General features: G+C 51.5%; 18 protein-coding genes and 1 pseudogene. 8 read left to right on the top strand and 11 right to left on the bottom strand.

Going from position 1 to position 21635, the window contains the following annotated elements; all coding sequences use genetic code 11:
• Positions 1-121 precede the first annotated feature (121 nt).
• Complete coding sequence (locus ACL7TT_RS18005) at positions 122-724, bottom strand: peroxiredoxin (RefSeq protein WP_299945826.1); 603 nt, start codon at positions 722-724, stop codon at positions 122-124.
• Positions 725-1029: 305 nt separating this feature from the next.
• Between ACL7TT_RS18005 and ACL7TT_RS18000 the strand changes: the two genes are divergently transcribed.
• Together ACL7TT_RS18000 and bfr are read left to right on the top strand one after the other, a co-directional pair.
• Complete coding sequence (locus ACL7TT_RS18000; RefSeq protein WP_413397485.1) at positions 1030-1263, top strand: bacterioferritin-associated ferredoxin; 234 nt, start codon at positions 1030-1032, stop codon at positions 1261-1263.
• A 952-nt stretch (positions 1264-2215) separates the two neighbouring features.
• Complete coding sequence (bfr, locus tag ACL7TT_RS17995) at positions 2216-2695, top strand: bacterioferritin (protein WP_301417787.1); 480 nt, start codon at positions 2216-2218, stop codon at positions 2693-2695.
• Between the two features lie 117 nt (positions 2696-2812).
• On the opposite strand, the gene grxD is transcribed toward bfr, so the two are convergent.
• Complete coding sequence (grxD, locus tag ACL7TT_RS17990; RefSeq protein WP_299945832.1) at positions 2813-3145, bottom strand: Grx4 family monothiol glutaredoxin; 333 nt, start codon at positions 3143-3145, stop codon at positions 2813-2815.
• Positions 3146-3465: 320 nt separating this feature from the next.
• On the opposite strand from grxD, the gene ACL7TT_RS17985 reads away from it, so the two are divergent.
• The 4 genes from ACL7TT_RS17985 (at position 3466) to ACL7TT_RS17970 (ending at position 11043) form a co-directional block, all read left to right on the top strand.
• Positions 3466-4641, top strand: coding sequence for an aspartate aminotransferase family protein (locus ACL7TT_RS17985; protein WP_299945835.1), 1176 nt, complete (start codon positions 3466-3468; stop codon positions 4639-4641).
• A 33-nt stretch (positions 4642-4674) separates the two neighbouring features.
• Positions 4675-5589, top strand: a complete 915-nt coding sequence (gene argF / locus ACL7TT_RS17980; protein ID WP_413397482.1) for an ornithine carbamoyltransferase — start codon at positions 4675-4677, stop codon at positions 5587-5589.
• A gap of 797 nt (positions 5590-6386) precedes the next feature.
• Positions 6387-9323, top strand: coding sequence for a ribonucleoside-diphosphate reductase subunit alpha (locus tag ACL7TT_RS17975; protein WP_413397480.1), 2937 nt, complete (start codon positions 6387-6389; stop codon positions 9321-9323).
• A 454-nt stretch (positions 9324-9777) separates the two neighbouring features.
• A complete protein-coding gene (locus ACL7TT_RS17970) occupies positions 9778-11043 on the top strand; it encodes a ribonucleotide-diphosphate reductase subunit beta (protein ID WP_299945841.1) in 1266 nt (421 codons plus the stop codon).
• Positions 11044-11291: 248 nt separating this feature from the next.
• Here the strand turns inward: ACL7TT_RS17970 and ACL7TT_RS17965 are convergent.
• The 6 genes and pseudogenes from ACL7TT_RS17965 to ACL7TT_RS17940 form a co-directional block, all read right to left on the bottom strand.
• A pseudogene (locus ACL7TT_RS17965) lies at positions 11292-11504 on the bottom strand (IS256 family transposase); the annotation flags it as partial.
• 203 nt (positions 11505-11707) lie between these two features.
• Positions 11708-12331 (bottom strand): hypothetical protein, encoded by a 624-nt coding sequence (locus ACL7TT_RS17960; RefSeq protein WP_413397478.1) that lies wholly within the window; start codon positions 12329-12331, stop codon positions 11708-11710.
• On the bottom strand, positions 12324-12809 hold the full coding sequence (locus ACL7TT_RS17955; RefSeq protein WP_413397477.1) for an RNA polymerase sigma factor: 486 nt from the start codon (positions 12807-12809) through the stop codon (positions 12324-12326). The genes ACL7TT_RS17960 and ACL7TT_RS17955 overlap by 8 nt, the downstream gene beginning before the upstream one ends.
• 2 nt (positions 12810-12811) lie before the next feature.
• On the bottom strand, positions 12812-13579 hold the full coding sequence (locus tag ACL7TT_RS17950) for an HvfC/BufC family peptide modification chaperone (protein WP_413397475.1): 768 nt from the start codon (positions 13577-13579) through the stop codon (positions 12812-12814).
• Positions 13576-14421 carry an MNIO family bufferin maturase gene (gene bufB / locus ACL7TT_RS17945; protein WP_413397473.1) on the bottom strand — a complete coding sequence of 282 codons (846 nt, stop codon included), beginning with the start codon at positions 14419-14421 and terminating at the stop codon, positions 13576-13578. Before bufB ends, ACL7TT_RS17950 begins: the two co-directional genes overlap by 4 nt.
• Positions 14422-14430: 9 nt before the next feature.
• Positions 14431-14715: a BufA1 family periplasmic bufferin-type metallophore gene (locus ACL7TT_RS17940; RefSeq protein WP_413397471.1), complete on the bottom strand. Its 285-nt coding sequence runs from the start codon at positions 14713-14715 to the stop codon at positions 14431-14433.
• 1384 nt (positions 14716-16099) lie between these two features.
• Here ACL7TT_RS17940 and ACL7TT_RS17935 point away from each other — a divergent pair.
• Positions 16100-16552 carry a GFA family protein gene (locus ACL7TT_RS17935; protein WP_413397469.1) on the top strand — a complete coding sequence of 151 codons (453 nt, stop codon included), beginning with the start codon at positions 16100-16102 and terminating at the stop codon, positions 16550-16552.
• A gap of 290 nt (positions 16553-16842) precedes the next feature.
• Here ACL7TT_RS17935 and ACL7TT_RS17930 read toward each other — a convergent pair whose 3' ends face one another.
• The 3 genes from ACL7TT_RS17930 to ACL7TT_RS17920 form a co-directional block, all read right to left on the bottom strand.
• Complete coding sequence (locus ACL7TT_RS17930) at positions 16843-18210, bottom strand: class II 3-deoxy-7-phosphoheptulonate synthase (RefSeq protein WP_459564501.1); 1368 nt, start codon at positions 18208-18210, stop codon at positions 16843-16845.
• A gap of 94 nt (positions 18211-18304) precedes the next feature.
• Positions 18305-19495 (bottom strand): amino acid aminotransferase, encoded by a 1191-nt coding sequence (locus ACL7TT_RS17925; protein ID WP_413397466.1) that lies wholly within the window; start codon positions 19493-19495, stop codon positions 18305-18307.
• Between the two features lie 25 nt (positions 19496-19520).
• Complete coding sequence (locus ACL7TT_RS17920) at positions 19521-20012, bottom strand: MarR family winged helix-turn-helix transcriptional regulator (protein WP_413397464.1); 492 nt, start codon at positions 20010-20012, stop codon at positions 19521-19523.
• 600 nt (positions 20013-20612) lie between these two features.
• Between ACL7TT_RS17920 and maiA the strand changes: the two genes are divergently transcribed.
• Complete coding sequence (maiA, locus tag ACL7TT_RS17915; protein WP_413397462.1) at positions 20613-21242, top strand: maleylacetoacetate isomerase; 630 nt, start codon at positions 20613-20615, stop codon at positions 21240-21242.
• The last annotated feature ends 393 nt before the right edge of the window (positions 21243-21635 follow it).

Genomic DNA, 21635 nt, shown 5'->3' with positions numbered 1-21635 from the left:
ATCTCCCACAGGAACTCCTGCCCCGCAACTGCCAGACGGTATATTGGCGCATATTGAAACAAAAAACCGCCTTTCGGCGGTTTTTTAGACTTGGAGATTCCCCTCCAGCAAACAGCCGAATTTATAATTCCTCGGCGTGCTCACTCAGGTAAGCCGCTACACCCTGCGGTGAAGCATTCATCCCCTTATCGCCCTCCTGCCAGCCTGCCGGGCAAACTTCTCCGTGTTCCTGGTGGAATGCCAGGGCATCAACCATACGCAACATTTCGTCAACATTGCGTCCCAGCGGCAGGTCATTGACAACCTGATGGCGAACCACACCTTCCTCATCGATCAGGAAGGAACCGCGGAAAGCAACACCAGCGTCAGCCTCCACATCGTAAGCTTGGCAGATTTCGTGTTTAACATCAGCAACCAACGTGTATCTCACCGCGCCAATGCCACCTTCGCTCACGGGGGTGTTACGCCATGTATTGTGTGAAAACTGGGAATCGATGGAAACGCCGATGACCTCTACACCGCGCTTTTCGAACTCGGCAAAGCGGTGATCAAAAGCAATCAGTTCAGAGGGACATACAAAGGTAAAATCCAGTGGATAGAAAAAAACTACTGCCTTCTTCCCCTCAATAGTTTCTTTCAGGTTGAAGGCATCGACGATCTCGCCGTTACCCAATACCGCCGCCGCCGTGAAGTCCGGGGCTGGCTTGCCTACCAAAACTGCCATAAAAAACCTCCTCAATCCAATGATGGTTTGTTGATGATGTATATGATGCTCAATTTATACGCAACGGCTATAAATCAATTAAGATGTGATAGTGGGGGGCTATGATACACACCCTCTGATTTCAGGCCCATAAATTTTTTAAATGAGGTTGATAGCGAAACTGCGTCACCTGATCCGATCCAACAACGGGCACCTAGCCCGGCGGTTGACTGACTGAAAAGGGAAACCCAAAGGGATAATACTGGGCTATTTCGAAATATTATTGACACTCATTCTCAACTGCAATACAATTTGCACAATTGAAATTGACCGAAGATAACGCAACGATGTACGTGTGTATCTGCAAAGGCATAACTGACCGCCAAATCAAAGAAGCTGTCTATGGCGGCTCCACCTCAGTCAAGGCACTGAGGCATCACCTCGGCGTATCCTCACAATGTGGCCGGTGTGCTGAGCTGACCAAGGAAATCATTGAAGAAACCATGAGCGCAGGCATCATCACCTCTGCCAACACCGGTCTGTTTTATTCCGCCGGCTAATCCCGGCTTTCCCGTCACCTGCTCTACAACCACAGCCCACCGTGGCTTTACACACTAAGTGAAGACTGCCACTCAAAGTACAATTTTACCGACTTAAGCAGTTCTTCGCCTGGCGCTTTCCAGGCACCCCCCCTAATTCCAGAACGCTCTCTGCTCAGCCTTGGCACGGCAAGCCTGGATCATTTACCACCCCAAGCGCCCTGTAAAAGCAAGGATACACCTACCGCTCTGGATAACCGATGATGCCCAGTGCCATATTCCCTCGACCTTTTTGCGCCAAGCTCCAATAACCATTATGCGCTTTAAATGTAAAAAGCGGCTGAAGAATCACGTAATCCCCATTGCAGATCACAGTGGAGGGAGAGCATATCCTCTTTCAAGAACTTATGAGAGGGCGCCGTATGCCAACTAAGGCCTCACAAGGAGATATTCTCACCATGTTTCAGAGAAGGCGGTTTTTCCATTCCTGACAACCTGGAAAATAAAAATCGTTCTCAATCATACTTTCGATTTAATCCGATAATTTTCGAAAATATTCATTGCTTCACCCCTACTCAGGTAGACGGAAACGCAATCATTTTCGTTGGGGTTTTTGGCCGGATTTGTGTTAAAACCCTGAATTTTTCTGTTTTCTGCGGTAAATAACTTTTTCTTGACTTGCTGTATTTCGCAACGCACACTCGCCCAGAATTACCGTTATCGCTCTACAATAATTTATGAAAATCGGCCAGCCACAAACTTTAACGACCAACAATCCTCACTGACTATGATTAACCCGGTATCCAATTGACTTGGCGGGTTATCCCAGAGCAGAAAATCGCGATCACTGACTGGCGCGAGTTCTGGGGGTAGCGGCAGCATTACACGGTAATGCCGATATTTCGAGAGCGACTATCACACAGGCATTCTCTGCCACCCCAATCGGGCTAACAAGGCTACAGGAGCAATAGCGATGAAAGGCGATCCCAAGGTGATCGAATATTTAAACACTGTGCTGGGCAATGAACTGGTCGCAATCAACCAGTATTTCCTGCACGCCCGCATGTACGACAACTGGGGATTAAAGGCACTGGGCAAGCAGGAATACCACGAATCCATCGATGAAATGAAACATGCCGATTGGCTAATCGAACGGATTCTTTTCCTGGAAGGCATTCCGAATCTACAGCATCTGGGCAAATTGTTGATTGGTGAAAACACCGAGGAAATGCTCAAATGCGATCTGAAGATAGAATCTAAAGCGATTCCCGATCTGCGCGAAGCTATCGCCTACTGCGAGTCTGTACGCGACTACGTCAGCCGCGAGCTTCTGGAAAAAATTCTGGAGTCCGAAGAGGAGCACGTGGATTGGCTGGAAACCCAACTGGAACTGATTGACAAGGTGGGCATCCAGAATTACTTGCAATCCCAAATGGAAAAAGCATCCGACTGATTTTTTGCAATGCCACTATGCTACCCGTCATCACCAATACCGCGGCCAAAGCCGCGGTTACTTTATCGCTTTACCGGACAAAATCTGCCTGCGGATTAATTTCCAGCAGAAGCGACTTTACTGATCACCTTCACTCTCGGCAGCCGCCTCATCAATCAGGTTTTTCAATTCACCATTCTCGTACATTTCCATAATGATATCGCAGCCACCAATTAACTCCCCTTTTATCCACAACTGTGGAAAAGTTGGCCAGTTGGCGTACTTCGGCAATTCAGCGCGAATCTCCGGATTGGACAAAATGTCCACATAAGCAAAGCGCTTACCGCAGGCCATCATTGCCTGGGAGGCCCGCATGGAAAAACCGCACTGTGGGGCATTGGGGTTGCCTTTCATGTAAAGCAGAATGGCGTTGTCAGCAATCTGCTGTTGGATGTTCTCCAATGTATCCATAAGTATGAAAAACCTCATGTGGTGGAAGCAAAACAATCATTCAGTGCTTACCGCACCGGCACCCAGCCATAGCGCACTGGCTGAGCATTGTACCCTAGTGCGGGGTAAAAGAAGTACCTGCCCCTATGCATATCAAGTCCCAGCCCACCGAATACCTTATCAGGCTGTTAAGGTATAAAAAGTCGAATGAATAGCATACGCGCAACCTAGCTTGTGCTAGCATGACCTGCACAGAACATTTCTCGGAATTAAAGCCATAATTCCGAACTTTCTGCGGAAACCTGAATAGACTTAGTTCACAACCAAAAGGAGGCACCACAGTGGCTACCCCCACGCTGATGGACACCTATGGCGAGAGAACCCTGACTCTGACCCGGGGAGAGGGTAACTATGTGTGGGACCAGCAGGGCCGAAGATACCTGGATGCCATTTCCGGCATCGGTGTGTGCGGTCTCGGTCACTGCCATCCCAAGATCACCGAGGCCCTGCAGGATCAATCCAAAATCCTCCTACACGTTTCCAACCTGTACAACATTCCGGCACAGCAACAGCTAGCCGACCGACTGGCGTTCGTGTCTGGTATGGACAATGTGTTTTTTTCCAACTCCGGAGCCGAAGCCAATGAGGCCGCAATCAAGCTGGCCCGCAAGCTCGGCAGTGAGAGGGGCCTGGCATCACCACAGATTGTGGTGATGGAAGGTGCCTTCCATGGCCGCACCCTCGCCACCCTTACGGCGACAGGCAATGAAAAAGTGCAGCGGGGCTTTGCCCCCCTGCCCGAGGGCTTTTTGCGGGTGCCATTTAACAATGTCGCGGCCATTGAGCAGCTTGCAGCAGAGTGCAACAGCATCGTCGCCATATTTGTCGAACCCGTACAGGGCGAAGGCGGTATCCGCGTACCCGATGCGGACTACCTGCCGAAACTGCGCACCCTTTGCAACAGGCAAAACTGGCTGCTGATACTGGATGAAATACAAACCGGCAATGGTCGCAGCGGTAGAATGTTTGCCTACCAGCATACAGGGATAGTGCCGGACGTACTCACTACCGCCAAGGGACTGGGTAACGGTGTCCCTATCGGCGCCTGTCTGGCTCGGGGCAAGGCGGCCCAGCTGTTTACCGCCGGTAGCCACGGCTCAACCTTTGGCGGCAACCCCCTGGCCTGCCGCGCCGGCCTCGCTGTTCTGGAGACACTGGAGAGTGAATGGCTGATTGAGCGCGCAGAAAAACTGGGCGAACACTTAATACAAGCACTGCGGCTGCGGCTCACTGAGTGCCCAGCCGTTATGGAAATCCGCGGCCTGGGCCTGATGATCGGCATAGAAATAAACCGCCCCTGTGGCGAACTGGTGGGAAGAGCCCGTGCGCAAGGGTTGCTGATTAATGTAACAGCCGGCAATGTGCTCCGCCTTTTGCCGCCACTCACACTGACAGATAGCGAGTGCCATCAATTGGTCGACACAGTCAGCACCCTGATTCAACAATTTGCACAGTAAACCGTCCAGGGAACCACTGAAGGAGAGCAACGAATGCCGATCAGACACTTTCTCACCTTGATGGATTTATCCGCAGAGGAACTCAAACAGATTATTGAGCGCGCAATCGAACTGAAAAAGCTGCGCAACCAGGGCATCATGACCGAACTTTTCCGCGGCAAGGTGCTGGGAATGATTTTCGAAAAATCCTCCACCCGCACCCGTGTTTCCTTCGAAGCCGGCATGGCGCAAATGGGTGGTAGCGCCCTCTTTCTGTCACCGCGCGACACACAGCTGGGACGTGGTGAACCCGTTGAGGATAGCGCGCGGGTGATCTCGCGAATGGTGGATATGGTCATGATCCGCACCTTCGACCATCAAATACTGAAACGCTTCGCCACTTACTCGCGGGTTCCGGTGATCAATGCCCTGTCCGACAGCTACCATCCCTGCCAGCTGCTCGCCGACATCCAGACTTACGTGGAACACCGCGGCAGCCCTGACGGCAAAGTGGTGGCCTGGGTCGGCGATGGCAACAACATGTGCCACTCCTATATTAATGCTGCACGTCTGTGCGGTTTCGAACTGCGCATTGCCTGCCCACAGGGTTACGAGCCGGATGGCAATCTGGTCGCGGCGGGGGGGGAGCAGGTGAAAGTTGTGCATAATCCTGTGGACGCTGTGCGCGGTGCCGACTGGGTTGCCACGGATGTCTGGGCCTCCATGGGACAGGAGAGAGAGCAGCAGGTGCGCACCAGGGCGTTTGAACCCTTCATGGTCGATCACCAGCTGATGCGCCACGCCAACAGCGATGCCCTGTTTATGCACTGTTTACCGGCCCATCGCGGTGAAGAAGTCAGTGCCGACCTCCTGGAAGACGGGAAGGTTTCGGTAGTCTGGGATGAAGCGGAAAACCGCCTACATGCACAAAAAGCGCTAATGGAGTTTTTACAGGAACACAGCGCTTAACAAGCGGCTCCGGCGGGCGTGCAATACTCCTCGCCAGTACCCGGCACTGGTGCTTACATCGATTCTCAGTGATTTTTCTCGGCCGACTCTTCCGCCTAGCAAAGTTTCTTCGGCAGTGGAAGAGGTCTGATGCAAAAAACAACTACCTATTCGCTTTTTGGACAACTAGAGATTTCATACAACGAGATTAAAGCATTAATTTCACGCCAAATGATGGACTATTTGAGTACCATATTGCTCAGATTACGGCCACTTTCAACTGATTATTGCTTTTGTTAATTTAGATAGCCTCCTCTATTTAAAAAAATTGTAAGGATCTGTAACGGCTTTTTTTCCCAGGTACCAATTTCATTGCAGCTCAATGATGGCGGGGCCTGGAATAGAAGTGACTACTGACTTATTGCGTCTACCCACAATTTATCCACAAACAACCACAAGGTTATTCGCCTTGAATTAGTGCCCCTACCGCATTATCTTGTAGCCTAATCAAGGACAAACCCCTATATATTGGGGTAATGAGTCAGGAGCACCCCCAATTGACGGGGCCGATTCCGGCGGTGTGGCAAACTTTTGGCAATGGGCGTCAGATCGTTTCTTGCTTCAAAGTAGGATCGTGGGCAATCGGGCCAGATACATTTTCAGCCAAAAGTACCAGCCGGTATACCCTGCTGAGAGCGGGGCGCTGAGTCGCTTGTTTTAGAGCGGACGGGATTCACTGGCAAGGTAATGAACCCGCTGCACACAAGCTACTCCGCATACAGGCGAACAGGCAACAGTACAGATTTTCGGAGATTTTCATGCACACAGAGACAGGGCGCTCTCAAACCGTGCCCGGGGAAAAATCGGGCACCACCAGCGGCCAGACTAGTGGCGGCACCACCCTGATTGCCACCGCACCGGGCCAGATCCGCGTCATTAAGCGCAACAGCACCGTTGTACCTTATGACGACGGCAAAATTTCTGTCGCAGTAACCAAGGCTTTTCTCGCTGTTGAAGGTGGCACTGCCGCTGCTTCCAGCCGTGTCCACGAGTTGGTCGAGGAACTGGTACGGCAGATCAGCGCCACCTTCAATCGCCGCATGCCCTCTGGTGGAACCATCCACATTGAGGAGATTCAGGACCAGGTGGAACTCGCCCTGATGCGCGCCGGGGAACACAAAGTTGCCCGCGACTATGTGCTCTACCGTGAAGAGCGCGCCCGTCTGCGTGCAGAGAGGGACAAACCAGGCCGAAAGGCCGGGCAAATAGCCGACGCCCACCCAAGTATTCGCGTAAAGCTCAGCGATAACAGCCTGGTACCGCTGGATATGGAGCGCCTGCGCACCGTTGTCCGCGAAGCCTGTGAAGGTCTCAAGCACGTCAACAGCGAGACAATTCTGAATGAAGCCCTGAAGAACCTGTACGATGGTGTTTCCGAAAACGACATCAACACCGCACTGGTCATTACCGCCCGCACCCTGGTTGAGCAGGAACCCAACTACACCTATGCCACCGCCAGCCTGCTGCTGGATAAGCTGCGTGCCGAAACCCTACGCTTTCTGGGCATTGCAGAGCGCGCCACGCAACACGAGATGGAAAGGCTGTACTCCTCCACACTGCCCGCCTACGTGCAAAGAGGCATTGAACTGGAGCTGCTCGACCCGGCCCTGGCCACCTTTGACCTGGAAACACTCGGCCAGGCCCTGAAAAGCGAGCGCGATCACCAGTTCACCTACCTTGGCCTGCAAACCCTCTATGACCGCTACTTTTTGCACAGCGACGATATTCGCTTCGAGCTGCCGCAGATCTTTTTTATGCGTGTCGCCATGGGCCTGAGCATTCACGAGGCAAACCGGAATGAGCGCGCGGTGGAGTTCTACAACCTGTTGAGCTCCTTCGACTATATGAGTTCCACCCCAACCCTGTTTAACGCCGGTACCCTACGCCCGCAATTATCCTCCTGCTACCTGACCACGGTACCGGATGATCTGCACGGAATCTACGGCGCTATCCGCGATAATGCCATGTTGTCCAAGTGGGCCGGCGGCCTCGGCAATGACTGGACCCCGGTGCGCTCGCTGGGCTCCTACATCAAAGGCACCAACGGCAAATCCCAGGGTGTGGTTCCCTTCCTGAAAGTCGCCAACGACACCGCGGTAGCGGTGAATCAGGGTGGAAAACGCAAAGGCGCTGTATGTGCCTACCTGGAAACCTGGCACCTGGATATCGAGGAATTTCTCGAGCTGCGCAAGAACACCGGTGATGACCGTCGCCGCACCCACGATATGAACACCGCCAACTGGGTGCCCGACCTATTTATGAAACGTGTGTTCGAAGACAGTGAGTGGACTCTTTTCTCCCCGGCCGACTGCCCGGACCTGCACGACTTGTTCGGTAGCGCATTTGAACAGCGGTACACACACTATGAGAGCATGGTCGCAAAAGGCGCCCTCACGCTGTACAAGAAGATCCGTGCACAAGACCTGTGGCGCAAGATGCTGGGGATGCTATTCGAAACCGGCCACCCCTGGATCACCTTCAAAGACAGCTGTAACCTGCGCAGTCCGCAGCAACACGCCGGGGTGGTACACAGCTCCAATCTGTGTACCGAGATTACCCTCAACACCAAAGCCGGTGACGAGATTGCCGTCTGTAACCTGGGCTCGGTCAACCTGGCCCAGCACATCGCTGACAACGGTGAACTCGATCGCGCCAAGCTGGCAAGCACTGTAAAGATCGCTGTGCGCATGCTGGACAATGTGATCGATATCAATTACTACGCCGTTGAAAGCGCGCGCCAGTCCAACGTGCGCCACCGCCCCGTGGGTCTGGGAATAATGGGCTTTCAGGACGCCCTGTACAAAGCCGGGATCGCCTATGCCAGCGACGAAGCAGTTGCCTTTGCCGATCTCACCATGGAAGCCATCAGCTTTGAGGCAATCTCCACCTCCAGCGATCTGGCGGTCGAGCGCGGCAAGTACCAGACCTATGCAGGCTCCCTGTGGAGCAAGGGAATCCTGCCACTGGATTCTATCCAGATCCTGAGCGAGCAGCGAGGACCGCAGTTTATCGAGCAGGACGCCAGCTCCACTCTGGATTGGGATGGCTTGCGCGAAAAAGTGAAAACCCAGGGTATACGCAACTCCAACGTGATGGCCATCGCCCCTACGGCGACGATTGCCAATATCACCGGGGTTTCCCAGTCAATCGAACCGACTTACCAGAACCTGTATGTGAAGTCGAACCTGTCCGGCGAGTTCACCGTGGTAAACCCCTATTTGGTCCACGACCTGAAAGATCGCGGCCTTTGGGATCAGGTGATGGTCAATGACCTGAAATACTATGAGGGCTCCGTACAAAAAATTGATCGTGTACCGGAAGACCTGAAAGCGATATACCGCACCGCATTTGAAGTGGAGCCACGCTGGATCGTGGACGCCGCCAGCCGTCGCCAGAAATGGATCGACCAGGCCCAGTCCCTGAACCTGTATATCGCCGGCGCCGATGGCAAGAAACTGGACCTGACCTATCGAATGGCCTGGTTCCGCGGCCTGAAAACCACCTATTACCTGCGCGCTCTGGCCGCCACCACCACCGAAAAATCCACCGTGAGCCATGGCACCCTGAATGCCGTCAGCGCGAACGGAGACAACGGTATGGCCGCAGCGGCCTCTCTTGCAGAGCAGGCGCCGGTAGCAGCCACAGTGCCCCAGGCCTGCTCCCTGGATGATCCAGACTGTGAGGCCTGCCAGTAAATTCGGCCCCTTGGGGGCCTGTACCCACTCTCGGGGGAGAGCGTCGTAACCGCAGGTGCGGGCATGACCATGCGCAGCGACCCCGGCCCATCCGGCAATAAAACATGCCGGTATACATGCACGGGCCGGGGATCGTTTGCGACCTGCTCACCACGCACATTCCCCGGAAGCAGCCAGGATATAAACTGCCGTACCCGGATCACACACAACCCAAAAGCCTTCACCAACAACGGCTCATGCCGACGGGAAGGTGCAGGTTAAAAAGCCAGGCGATACTTGATCTGGCACAGAGTTTTTATACTCGGGCAGGTTAAAAATACCGGCAGCAATAGACAACTGCCGGTGAAAACTGGTGCATTACCCCTGACCCCCCTTACCCTGTGAGTATCAAGTCAGGAAAACCAAAGGCAATTTATCGAATGTTCGATAACAAAACAGATCAAAAGGGCCAACTATGCTGAGCTGGGACGACTTCGACACAAAGCCCCAACAATCCGACAAGGCAAGCAAACCGCGGCCGGCGCCGGAGGCCCGGGCGAAATCCGTGCAAGAGCCCAGCGCTTCTTACGCGGCGGAAGCCACAGCTCCGATAGCTACTCCGGTGTCGCCAGCGGCCCAAAGTGGCTCCACTGCCGTTGAAGCCGCACGTGCGGCGGTTGCCTCCATCGACCCGGCGCCCGGCCTGGAAGAACTGGAAATGGGTGCGGCCCGTATCCAGGTGGACGAAAAGCGCATTATCAACTGCCGCGCTGACCTCAACCAGTTGGTGCCCTTCAAATACGACTGGGCCTGGCAAAAATACCTGGACGGTTGCGCCAACCACTGGATGCCACAGGAAATCAATATGAATAAAGACGTGTCCATGTGGAAAGACCCCAACGGTCTGACCGGGGACGAACGTCGCATCGTAATGTATTCCCTGGGCTACTTTTCAACTGCAGACTCCCTGGTAGCGAATAATTTGGTACTGGCCATCTATCGCCATATCACCAATCCCGAGTGCCGCCAGTACCTGCTGCGCCAATCTTTTGAAGAAGCCATCCACACCCATGCCTACCAGTACTGTGTGGAATCTTTGGGGATGGATGAAGGCGAAGTGTTCAATATGTATCGCGAGGTGCCCAGCGTCGCCAAGAAGGCTGCCTGGAGCCTGTCTCACACCCAGGCCATCGGCGACCCAAACTTCAAAACCGGCACTGTGGAGACCGACCAGGAACTGCTGCGCAACCTGATCGCTTTCTACGCCGTTACAGAAGGTATTTTCTTTTACTGTGGCTTCAGCCAGATTCTGTCCATGGGCCGCCGTAACAAAATGACCGGCGTTGCTGAGCAATTTCAGTACATCCTGCGCGATGAATCCATGCACCTGAACTTCGGTATCGACGTGATTAACCAGATCAAACTGGAAAACCCGCACTTATGGACCGCGGCATTCCAACAAGAAGTGGCCCAGATGATCCTCGAGGGCATGGAGCTGGAAGTGGCCTACGCCCGTGACACCATGCCCTGCGGCGTACTCGGTATGAACGCAAACATGATGGAGGAGTACCTGCACTTTATCGCCAATCGCCGCCTCAGCCAGTTGGGCCTGAAAGAGCAATTCTCCGGCGCCCAGAACCCTTTCCCCTGGATGTCTGAAATTATGGACCTGCGCAAGGAGAAAAACTTCTTCGAGACACGGGTTATCGAATACCAGACCGGCGGCGCACTGCAGTGGTAAATACCTGTGAGTCACAGCATTAAGTGACTCAAATAACACCATCTGGTGACTTTGAGAATATTTCCTATTTTTATATTGGCTGAACGCCACATAGAGTGAAGTTTATGGATACTAGAGATGAGGTTTTGCTTTACAGAATCACTGACACCAGATTGTAGAAACGAATTTACTACAAGAAAGAGTCGCTCACAGGAAGAGAGGTATTGAGAGTGGGCGTATAGTTCTATACGCCCGTTTTTTTAATCCACTAAGCAAGCCACCGTGCTGGCTGACAGGCCTCTCGCTTCCGAGCCAACAAGTATCGACAGGGCCTCTTCCGTCTCGCCGGTTGAAACACCCTTCGGGTATATCCACGGCAGAGCCACGTATAGTGAGCGGGCCTTGCGTACATACGGCGGCACCAAGGCTGAGCGGAAGGTTACTGGCTTTCCGCCCTTAGTACGGACCTTCGGCACCTTGACCTGCTGCCGCATAACTGAGTGAAGAATGACAAGGTGTGATGGGTGGACGCTTACATAACACGTCGATATATGATTGTATTTTGATCAATCTAGATTCAGGATCTATCGGTACGGAAACTTCAAATCAATAAATTCCCTGCACGAGAAATTTCTCAGGAAATAAATTCAGAGATTCTGGGAAGGGTGGGCTTTTCATCAGCCTGCTAACTCCTAACGCTGGCCATTAACAAGCCTTTTTCAATCCATATTTGAACTTCTAATCCATTAACATAGTAAATAGCGGGTTCTTCTTCTTTTTCGATATTTGGTAGTGGGCCGAAGATATCTTTATTGTAACCCACTTCATAAAGCGTGACGGGTTTACCGTCAGCGCCTTTATACCGAAGTTGAGCTGCGGTAACGCTTTGAATTGAGCAATACCTTCCACCCAACATATCGACGTTGAAGTGGTTAAAATGCCCAGAGGGCACAGGAGAGAAATCCAGCTCAGTAAAATAATCACTGACCACATCAAAACGTGAACTGGATATTTCCAAGGGTTTTAACTTTATGTGGTTTTTCGCAACCTCTTTGGCGATAACATAAGAAAGTTCTTTTTCTGACGGAGGAAAAACAAGTGTTGCCAATGCTACTAGCATGACTAAGCCAGCGGTGGATAGTGAGAACATGCCTAATCGTCGACGGGATGGCTCTTCCGGAGTGCTTTCATGCTTAGGTTCAGATACATCAAGACCCCGTACAAGTTCTTCAATGTTCTCAAACTGTGCGTCGGATATGGACTGATTGTCGAAATAACTCTTAGACGCTTCCTTCAAAGGTTTATTCACTATGCACCTCCGATAGCGTATTTTGCTCTAACAAGTTTTGTGCTTTTTTCTTCACGCGATAAAGCCGGGACAGAATTGTGCCCCGTGATTCTCCCGTTTCATTTGCAATCTCGGCAGCGGTGTATCCTAGTACCGCCCATAGGAACAGGCATTCTCTCTCTCTCGGCTCCAAGTCCTCCATCAGTAGATTAACGGTGACTTCATTAATTATTATCTGTTCGAGTGGTTCAGTAGAAAGCATAGCTAATTTTTCTTCTTCGAGTGGCTCGAAGACAATGATTTGTTGCCGTCTGCATTGGTCAATAAACAGATGGCGAATACTCTTGCGTACATAAGCCAGGTTAACGGATTGTGTTCGCTTTACAGAAATTATTTTTTCCAGACCGGATTGCAATAAGTCATAAGCGTCGTCTGGATTTCCTGATAGCGACAGGGCATAACGGTAGAGACTATTCAGCTGTTTCCGAGAGAAAGTCATGTTTAATGTACCATATAGTCCGATATCCAACCTATTTCAATCCATTTGGCTGGTAGATGGGCGATGTCCTCGCTTAGGGAACGTAAGCGGATCCTGTCTATAACCGCTTGCAGAAAGCTTCGTTCAAGAGAGTCAATCTTCATGAGTATCGGTCGGGATACCTGTCTCACAATCACGAAATGTAATTTTTCCTCGGACTTGGTAACCTGTTCAATGGGTTTTACTTCTCGATGAAATTCCCACAAATCCTGGAGTGGCCAGTGAGAATCAATCAGAAAAAAATCTTTCGCTAACGATAGCGTTGCGCTGGACTGTTGTTCGGGCGACAGCTTTGAAAATGCCTGAATGTTGAAGGGAACACGGTTTTTTGCGTAATAGCTTTGATGCAATAACCAATCGGCTTTTGCTAAGTCACTGACAAATGAAATCTCTTTCAATTCATTACGGTTTACCAATATGCGTGACAGATGGTTAGAAAATAATGCGCCGTAGTGCTTAAAATTCTGATCGTTAAGTACATGGCTGTTCAGGTAATCGTTTGCCAGTTGTATGAAATATTTCTCACCAACCAGCTTGTATACCATTGGATGTGCGTATGACAACCAGTTTATCAGCGTTTGTTGGTAGTTATTTTTGTAAGCTGAAATCCGTTCATCTAATCTAGAAGATGCCTGACATAGATCTTCGAGAATGGGTTTATGTCCTTTAGCTTGTGCACTGGCAATCATATTATTTTGCCAGCTGGCAAGATGGGGTGTGCTCCCTTTCATGCGATGTCCTTAATTCCGGCAGTGGTGTTTGCCCGATTCAGGATGTGTTGTGCTGTGCGACACTCCATCATCAGTGTTTCCCATGATGGGATATCATGGTCCCATTCGATCAGGGTTGGAATATCACCGGTTTTGGATATGAGATATTCATACAGCTCCCACACAGCTGGGATGATTTCTGAGCCATGACTATCCAGTAAGAATAGGCCTTTGTCATCGTGTCCTGAAAGGTGCAATTGTTTAACACTGAAGAGAGGTAACTCATTTAAGTAATCAATAGGATCAAAGCGGTGATTCACACTATTGACGTATAGATTATTGATATCCAGGAGAATTTCACAGCCCGCTTGGCGAGCAACCTCACCTATGAATGTTGCCTCCGACATTTGATTGTCGGCACACTCCACATAACAGGAAATATTCTCGATCAGGAGCTTTTCCCCCAGAAAAGTCTGAACCTGATCAATGCGATCACAAATATGACGAAGGGCTTCATGGGTGTATGGGAGTGGTAACAAATCGGGCGTTCTTTTACCTTCAAAAGAGGAAAAACTGCAATGTTCCGAATACCAGGCGGTATGAGTTCTTTGCATAAGTTGTTTAATTTTCTCCAGGTAATCGAAATCCAGAGGATCTAAGGTTCCCAAAGATAGGTTGACTCCATGTAGGGTTACCGGATAGAGCTCGGTAATGACTTCCAATAGTTCCAGATCCGTACCACCTTCTGCAAACCAATTGTCGGCCAGTAATTCTAACCAGGGTACATCAGGTCTTTCGTTTAAAAGGTGGGAAAGGTGGGGCGTTCTTAGCCCCACACCTGCACCTTGAATTAAGGTACTCATTGAACTGCCTTAACCTTTCTTGGCAGGTTTTGTGGCTTTGACAACGCCACCGGTAATCTTTTTACAGGTGCCTTGTGGTACGTATACCCACTCGGTATCCATGTTGTCTCTTTTAGCCTGACTGGCGCAGCCGTGACTGCCGTCTAATGCGCCACAGTCGTTTTGACCTGCTTTAGCAATACCTGCACATTTTTCCCATTTACTGGGTTGATCGGGCACACCTGCTAGTGTTTGAGTTGCACCGCTAAGGGCGAGAATTCCAGCGATAGTAGTAGAGGCCGTTGCCTTTTTCATTGGAGGCTCCTATGGAGTGTCTTACTAGTAGAGCAAGAGGGAAAAATACCCCCCTCTCCCAGGACCGTATGAGGTATGGAGGCCGATTACGAGTGTACAGGGGTGTATTCACAGCACGTCCTGGGGGAAAGGTACTTTTTCCTTCCGACCCGGTAGTAGGTTAGTTAATTGTCAATAGACATACCTATAAACGAACCCGGCCGCCAAATGATTGCATCCTGGATTCAACGAGTTATAACCGAATCTGGTGTTTGAGGGTTTGCGCCCTTTCCGACGCGACCAGGCGAATACAGGTCATTCTGGTACGCGGTACCACCCAGCTGCTGCTAACAAGTGTGGTCACCACCCATCAAACAGGCCTTATCCGAGATCAGGTTGAGAAAATTGGCACCAATGACGAATACTAACAAATCATGCGCGCAGTGGGATTGAAGGACAGCTTCGAAAAGGAAGTGGAGAAGATATTGATCCTGCGCAAACTTGTTTACTGAAACCACAGAGACCGACTAGTGCTGACCACTGGCGGTATTGCATTGCTCGACCGCATGCAGCTCGAAATTAAATCCACAAAGGCTTCGGAGGAGATTGCCGAACCCACTACGGAACCAGGTTAAGGTGTGCAGTAGCAGCTGTCGAGCCAGCAGATGCTGTGCCAGGAATAGAAACAAGTAACTCCAGGCCAACAAAACAGCTAAAGTCACCAGATAATGTGATTACCCATGAGTAGAGTCATTAGATACTGTGAATTTGAGAGTCACCAGATAATGTTGCAGGTAAAAATGGGGGGATTACCCAGGCTGTCTTAGATTCAACTGAAGAAATTCGACAATAAGTCAAAGAGGCAGAAAGAAATCACTATAAGAAGCCGTCACTCACAGGAAGAGGCGTATTGAAACGGGCGAAAGCCCGTTTTTTCTCTACCATGACTGAATTCAAGACAGTGCAAGGGAAGAAGCGTTCGCTCCAGAAGCAGATGCTCTGAAAATGGATGTGAAAACACCTACTGCCACACGCCAGTTCCTCCCACCACCTTTGCGGACGTCCAATAGCGATATCTCACTTATATCACAATGGCTATCGGCCCAGCGTGCTGATTTCCCACAGGGGGTTGATGCCCAGCGCTAGTGGGTGATGCCCACTTTTGTCTATGAATACCATTAGCGATAGGTTCATTGGAAAGAGAAAGGATACTATTTATCCACTTACATGTGCGAAGAATTCTATAGAGAATGCCTGAATGTACAATTTTTCGTGATACTTCGCGACAATTGGCATTTATTTTCGCATCACATTGTAGGAGCTTTATGCCGGTCTGGAATATTGTTGCTAATCTATTGCGATTAAAACAAGATCCTGAGTAAAAGCCTAGGAGAAGGAGGAAGGTATGAATGGAAAGTGCCTCTGCAGTGCTGTCGAGTTTCAGTTGGATGAGCCAATACCCAGTCTCTATCAGTGCCACTGCTCGCTTTGTCGCAAGTTGACTGGCTCCGCTTCAGATACCGCCATGCTTATATCCCGCGATCAGTTTCGCTGGGTACGCGGGCTGGACAAAATTTCCTCTTACAGGACCAACACAGGCTATCGCTCAGACTTTTGTAGCAGCTGTGGCTGCACGGTACCCCACCTGATGAGTAAAACCCTCTACTTTTGGGTTCCAGCCGGTCTTATTGATGGCGAGCTGCACAGTCAGGTAGTTGCACACCTGTATGTAGACTCCAAAGCCCTCTGGGATACCATTGACGAAACGGGTGCACGCTTTGCAGAAATGCCAGAAATGGAGGCGTTGACCCGGCTTCTGCATGAAAGCAGTGAGAAAATTGAAAGCGACTTGGTTTAGTATAGAAGCTGTGAAAGGGCGCTAAATCCTTGCAACCCCTCTACAGGGTGAAGTGCCCCGCAATTGGCTGGAAGCCGGATTCGGGCTGCCCTATTCCCACAGTGGACTGATAACAGGAACTCAGGAGCTTTGCGGTGGTCTTTTATTTGGCAAACAAAACGGTATTGAATAGCCACGCAATAAAGCAAGCCTTCCTAAACCATTTAATAATCGCCAGGAAATGGCTGAAATTAATACGCCGACAAGGAATGCCGGCGTTGGTTTAGGGGGTAAGTATTATTCCACAGCCATTAAGCAGCATGTCCACCACGCAGCCATTCTGCCACACAAAAAGCCAACTCTAAAACCTGGTCGGCGTTCAGTCGTGGATCGCATTGGGTACGGTAGCAGCTGGCGAGGTCAGCTTCGGATATTTTCCAAGCGCCTCCGGTGCATTCAGTGACGTGTTCACCGGTCATTTCCAGGTGGATACCGCCTGGATGGCTACCTTCGGCCCAGTGGATCGAGAAAAAATCACGGATTTCACGCAGAATTTTCTCAAAATCCCGTGTCTTGTATCCATTACCGGCCTTGACGGTATTGCCATGCATGGGGTCAGTGCTCCACACCACGCTACGCCCCTCTTTTTGTACAGCCCGTAGCAGTGCGGGCAGCTTGTCACTCAGGGTGTCAGCGCCCATGCGCGTAATCAGGGTGAGACGACCGGCTTCATTTTCCGGGCTGAGCTTGTCAATCAGGCGCAACAGCTCATCAGGCTGCATAGCGGGGCCCACCTTCACCCCGATGGGGTTGCAGACACCGGAAAGAAATTCCACATGGGCACCATCTAGCTGGCGGGTACGCTCTCCTATCCACAGCATATGTGCAGAGCAGTCGTACCATTTGCCGGTAAGGCTATCGATGCGGGTCAGGGCTTGCTCGTATTCGAGCAGCAGCGCTTCGTGGGAGGTGTAAAGTACTGTCTCGCGAATAGCGGGGGTATTTTCTGAAGTGACTCCGCACACCGCCATAAATTCCAGTGCTTCCTGCAGGCGTTCCGCCAACTGCGCATATTTGTCCCTTTGGGGATTGTTTTTGAGATAGCTCAGATTCCAGCCGTGTACCTGGTGCAAGTCAGCGAGCCCTCCCTGGGCAAAGGCACGTAACAAGTTTAACGTAGCTGCCGACTGGTTGTAGGCGGTGATCATGCGCTGTGGGTTCGGCTGGCGTGCTTCCGCAGTAAAATTGATACCGTTGATAATATCACCGCGGTAACTGGGCAGCTCGATATCATTAATGGTCTCGGTATCCGCGGAGCGGGGCTTGGCATATTGCCCGGCCATTCTGGCGACCTTGACCACCGGCAGGTTACCGGCAAAAGTCAGTACCACTGCCATTTGCAGTAGCACCTTAAAAGTGTCTCGAATCCGGTTGGCATTAAAATCGGCAAAAGACTCGGCACAGTCCCCTCCCTGCAACAGAAAGGCTCTGCCCTCCGCCACATGGGCAAGCTGCCGACGCAACTCACGAGCCTCGGCGGCAAATACCAACGGCGGATGGCCGGACAATTGCTTGGCCACTCGGGCCACTGCCTCTGCAGAAGCGTACTTTGGCTGTTGGTGTGCGGTAAAATTTCGCCAGCTCTGCGGGGTCCAGACTTGGGTTGGGGATTCAGACACTGGAACTCCTAGCTCAACTTCCATCTTTCACTCTAACTTCAAGGGTAAATCGAAAGGAGATAAGCAGAGTACCCACCCCCCCGATGCGCCGAATTTACAACACACTGGCAACTGCCTTGCAGAAGTATTCCATATTGCGGGAACTCAAGCCGGCAATACTGATACGACTGGAGTCCACCATATAGATAGAAAAGTCCTTTTGCAGCTGCTGAACCTGCTCGGGGCTGATACCGAGGAACGAAAACATCCCTTTCTGTTGGCAGATAAAATTGAAATCACCCCCAGCACCGGCAGCGGTGAGGCCTTCCACGAGACCGGCGCGCAAACTGTTGATACGTGCACGCATTTCAGTCAGCTCTGCCTCCCAGTTGGCCTTTAGGCCCGCATCCGTGAGAATCGATTCTACAATCGCAGCGCCATGGGACGGTGGCATGGAGTAGTTACCACGGATAGCGCTCAACATCTGGCTGTGGCCTCTGTCCGCACTCCCACCATTGGCATAGATCACCATGGCCAATCCGACACGCTCCCGGTAGAGACCAAAGTTTTTGGAGCAGGATGCGGCCACCAGCATCTCAGGAACGGACTCCGCCATTAGGCGCAGACCGTACGCATCGTCTTCCAGGCTGTCGCCGAAGCCCTGGTAGGCTATATCAACAAATGGAGTAAAGCCCTGCTTTGAGGCCATTTCCGCCAGAACTTTCCACTGTTCACGGGACAGGTCCGCGCCACAGGGATTGTGGCAACAGGCATGAAGCAACACTACCTCACCCTCACCCACAGTCTTGAGGGCCTCCACCATTTGATCGAAGAGCAGACGGTTGCTGGCGCGGTCGTAGTAAGGATAGCTCTTGATCTTTAAGCCGGCATTACCAAGCAGCGGTACATGGTTTGCCCAGGTCGGATCGCTCACCCAGACGGTAGTGCCCGCTTTAGCGCGATTGATTAACTCCGCCAGTATACGCAGGGCACCACAACCACCGGGGGTTTGTGCAGAACGCACCCTGCCGTCCTCCAGGGCCGGGTGTCCAGCACCCAAAACCAGCTCCTGCATGGTGCTGTTAAATCCCGGGGTGCCGGCGGGACCAATATAAGCTTTGGTTTCTTCACTTTGCAGCAGGCGGGTTTCCGCTTCCTTGACGGCCTGCAAAACCGCAGTATGCCCAGCTTCATCTTTGTAAACCCCTACCCCAAGGTCAATTTTGCAGGGGTTTTCATCCGCGCGGTAACTGGCCAGTAAGCCCAGGATCGGATCTGGCGGAAGACTACCTAAATGTTCAAACACCTGAAAACTCCTTCAACTATTTCATTTATTCGTCGGTCAGCCCGTGCTCAGACCACGCCTTGGCACGGACCATCAGTTTTTCAATAAGGCTATCCAATTGTGCACGCTCCCCAGCGGAGAGCGAAGCCATCAGATCATTTTCATACCGCTGGGCCAGAGGCACTATGCGTTCATAAACGCTGCGACCCAGCATTGACAGGTTCAGCACCTGGCGTCGACGGTCTGAGGGGTCTTCACTGCGCGTGATGTAGTCGTACTTCAACAGGGAGGAGACAGCGCGACTGATCGCCACCTTGTCCATGGCGGTCTGTTCCACAAGCTCCGCGGCTGACAGATCGGGAAAACGCCCAAGGATTGCCATTACACGCCAGGCAGGAATGGTGAGATGGAAGCGCGCACCATAAGCTTGCGAAATGGCGTTGCTGACCCGGTTTGAGAGCACCGACAGCCGGTATGGCAAAAACCGTTCCAAGCGTAACCCATCCTGTTCCACTGGCGTATCCTGGTCATTGCTCATGGCTGTTCTTACCCACCTGTCTGTAAATCCGGTTTGTGCCAGATGTTCAATTTAACTAACATTGGTTTCAATTGTAACCGCTGTACACGCAAATGCCCTGTTGGGAAACCCCAGGGTTGCAGGAAAAATTGACAGCCCATTATAGGGCTTTATGCGCCATTTTTGCTAACCATCTGCTGGAAAGGCGCGAGAAAGATGCGTGGCTCCTGTGTGAATTGAACAGTTTCCCACCCAGCCAGTAAAAGCGAGACCACTAATACGCAAGTGGATGAACTTTCCCCGCATTGAGGGGAGCACCAGCCGCCAGGCCTATGCAAACTTCCCGCCAAATACTTTCGAACAGGCAATGGGAAAAGGGGGGTTTTTGGCCCCAGAGCTGGTAGCAAACGGATCAGAGAGGTAGCCGTAATGATCGACAGCAAAACGCCCTGGGACATACTGCCAGATGCCCACGCCGTGGAGCAACCGGGATATGTCAATTCCTGGAAGGCACGGTAATCGCACAGCCCGCAGACTGTGACGACATCACACCCAAGAAAATAAATGAAGTTACCGGTAATATTCATGCCGGACCAGCCATAACCAGAAACAGGAAAGACAATGGATCTTTACGGATACTTTCGCTCCTCCGCGAGCTACCGGGTACGCATCGGCCTCAACCTGAAAGGCCTCGCCTACAAATACCACCCGGTGAACCTCCTCAAAGGGGAGCAGCTAGGCAAAAACTATCGCGAACTCAATCCTCAGGGGCTGGTTCCCACATTTGAAGATGGCGACATTCACCTGACTCAGTCAATCGCTATACTGGAATGGCTGGATGAAGCCTACCCTGAATCACCGCTACTGCCTGAGAACCCCAATGCCCGCGCCCATATCCGGGCCCTGTCTTACAATATCGCCTGTGATATTCAACCTATTCAAAACCTGCGCGTACTTCAATTCCTGCAAGCAGAATACGACATCAACAACAAGCAGAAGATCCAATGGCTTCTACACTGGGTTGATCTTGGCTTCTCAGCGCTGGAACAGCAACTGCAGCCGACACCGTTCGCTGCAGGGAACAAACCGGGGTTATTTGAGTGTTGCTTGCTGCCGCAAATCTACAACGCAGAGCGCTTTGGTATGGAAATTGGCAACTACCCCAAGATTCAGCAAATCGCCAATGCCTGCGCCAAACTACCCGCCTTTACCAAAGCCCGTCCAGAGCATCAACCGGACAGCACTGTGTAAGCCAGCCCCAGCCCATTGCCTGGGCAACATTGCGCTGGCAATGCTGGAATAATCCGGGCTAGCGCCACCTCCCCCTCAAATGGCGTTGCGACCGATGGCCCGCTTTCAAGCCTCTGCAAATCAACGATCCTTTAGCTATCAAGTTCTGATCACAGAAACGCCCATTATCTACCCCTGCTATAGGTCTATGCCCGACAGAAACTACTAGACGGAGAACAATCAAAACAGTGGCACAAGAGGTAGAAAGGCCTATTGCATTACCACGACAATAAGAAAAAGAGAGAGCAGCGCTCTGGAGAGGTTCGGCAAATGCCAACAGGAAAGCCGCAACCTTGAAAGGAGCCCAAGATCCAAAAGATCCCTGTTTATTCCAGCAATACACAACCCTCGGCC

This window comes from Microbulbifer jejuensis (assembly GCF_047289955.1).
Taxonomy (GTDB): Bacteria; Pseudomonadota; Gammaproteobacteria; order Pseudomonadales; family Cellvibrionaceae; genus Microbulbifer.
Note: the sequence above shows the minus strand (reverse complement) of the source record. Positions and strands in the feature narration are given on the sequence as shown.

Excerpts from the sequence above, each read along its gene's own strand:
- ACL7TT_RS18005 (WP_299945826.1), bottom strand. The coding sequence starts at position 724 with ATGGCAGTTTTGGTAGGCAAGCCAGCCCCGGACTTCACGGCGGCGGCG.
- bfr (WP_301417787.1), top strand. The coding sequence starts at position 2,216 with ATGAAAGGCGATCCCAAGGTGATCGAATATTTAAACACTGTGCTGGGC.
- grxD (WP_299945832.1), bottom strand. The coding sequence starts at position 3,145 with ATGGATACATTGGAGAACATCCAACAGCAGATTGCTGACAACGCCATT.
- argF (WP_413397482.1), top strand. The coding sequence starts at position 4,675 with ATGCCGATCAGACACTTTCTCACCTTGATGGATTTATCCGCAGAGGAA.
- ACL7TT_RS17975 (WP_413397480.1), top strand. The coding sequence starts at position 6,387 with ATGCACACAGAGACAGGGCGCTCTCAAACCGTGCCCGGGGAAAAATCG.
- ACL7TT_RS17970 (WP_299945841.1), top strand. The coding sequence starts at position 9,778 with ATGCTGAGCTGGGACGACTTCGACACAAAGCCCCAACAATCCGACAAG.
- ACL7TT_RS17955 (WP_413397477.1), bottom strand. The coding sequence starts at position 12,809 with ATGACTTTCTCTCGGAAACAGCTGAATAGTCTCTACCGTTATGCCCTG.
- ACL7TT_RS17950 (WP_413397475.1), bottom strand. The coding sequence starts at position 13,579 with ATGAAAGGGAGCACACCCCATCTTGCCAGCTGGCAAAATAATATGATT.
- bufB (WP_413397473.1), bottom strand. The coding sequence starts at position 14,421 with ATGAGTACCTTAATTCAAGGTGCAGGTGTGGGGCTAAGAACGCCCCAC.
- ACL7TT_RS17940 (WP_413397471.1), bottom strand. The coding sequence starts at position 14,715 with ATGAAAAAGGCAACGGCCTCTACTACTATCGCTGGAATTCTCGCCCTT.
- ACL7TT_RS17935 (WP_413397469.1), top strand. The coding sequence starts at position 16,100 with ATGAATGGAAAGTGCCTCTGCAGTGCTGTCGAGTTTCAGTTGGATGAG.
- ACL7TT_RS17920 (WP_413397464.1), bottom strand. The coding sequence starts at position 20,012 with ATGAGCAATGACCAGGATACGCCAGTGGAACAGGATGGGTTACGCTTG.
- maiA (WP_413397462.1), top strand. The coding sequence starts at position 20,613 with ATGGATCTTTACGGATACTTTCGCTCCTCCGCGAGCTACCGGGTACGC.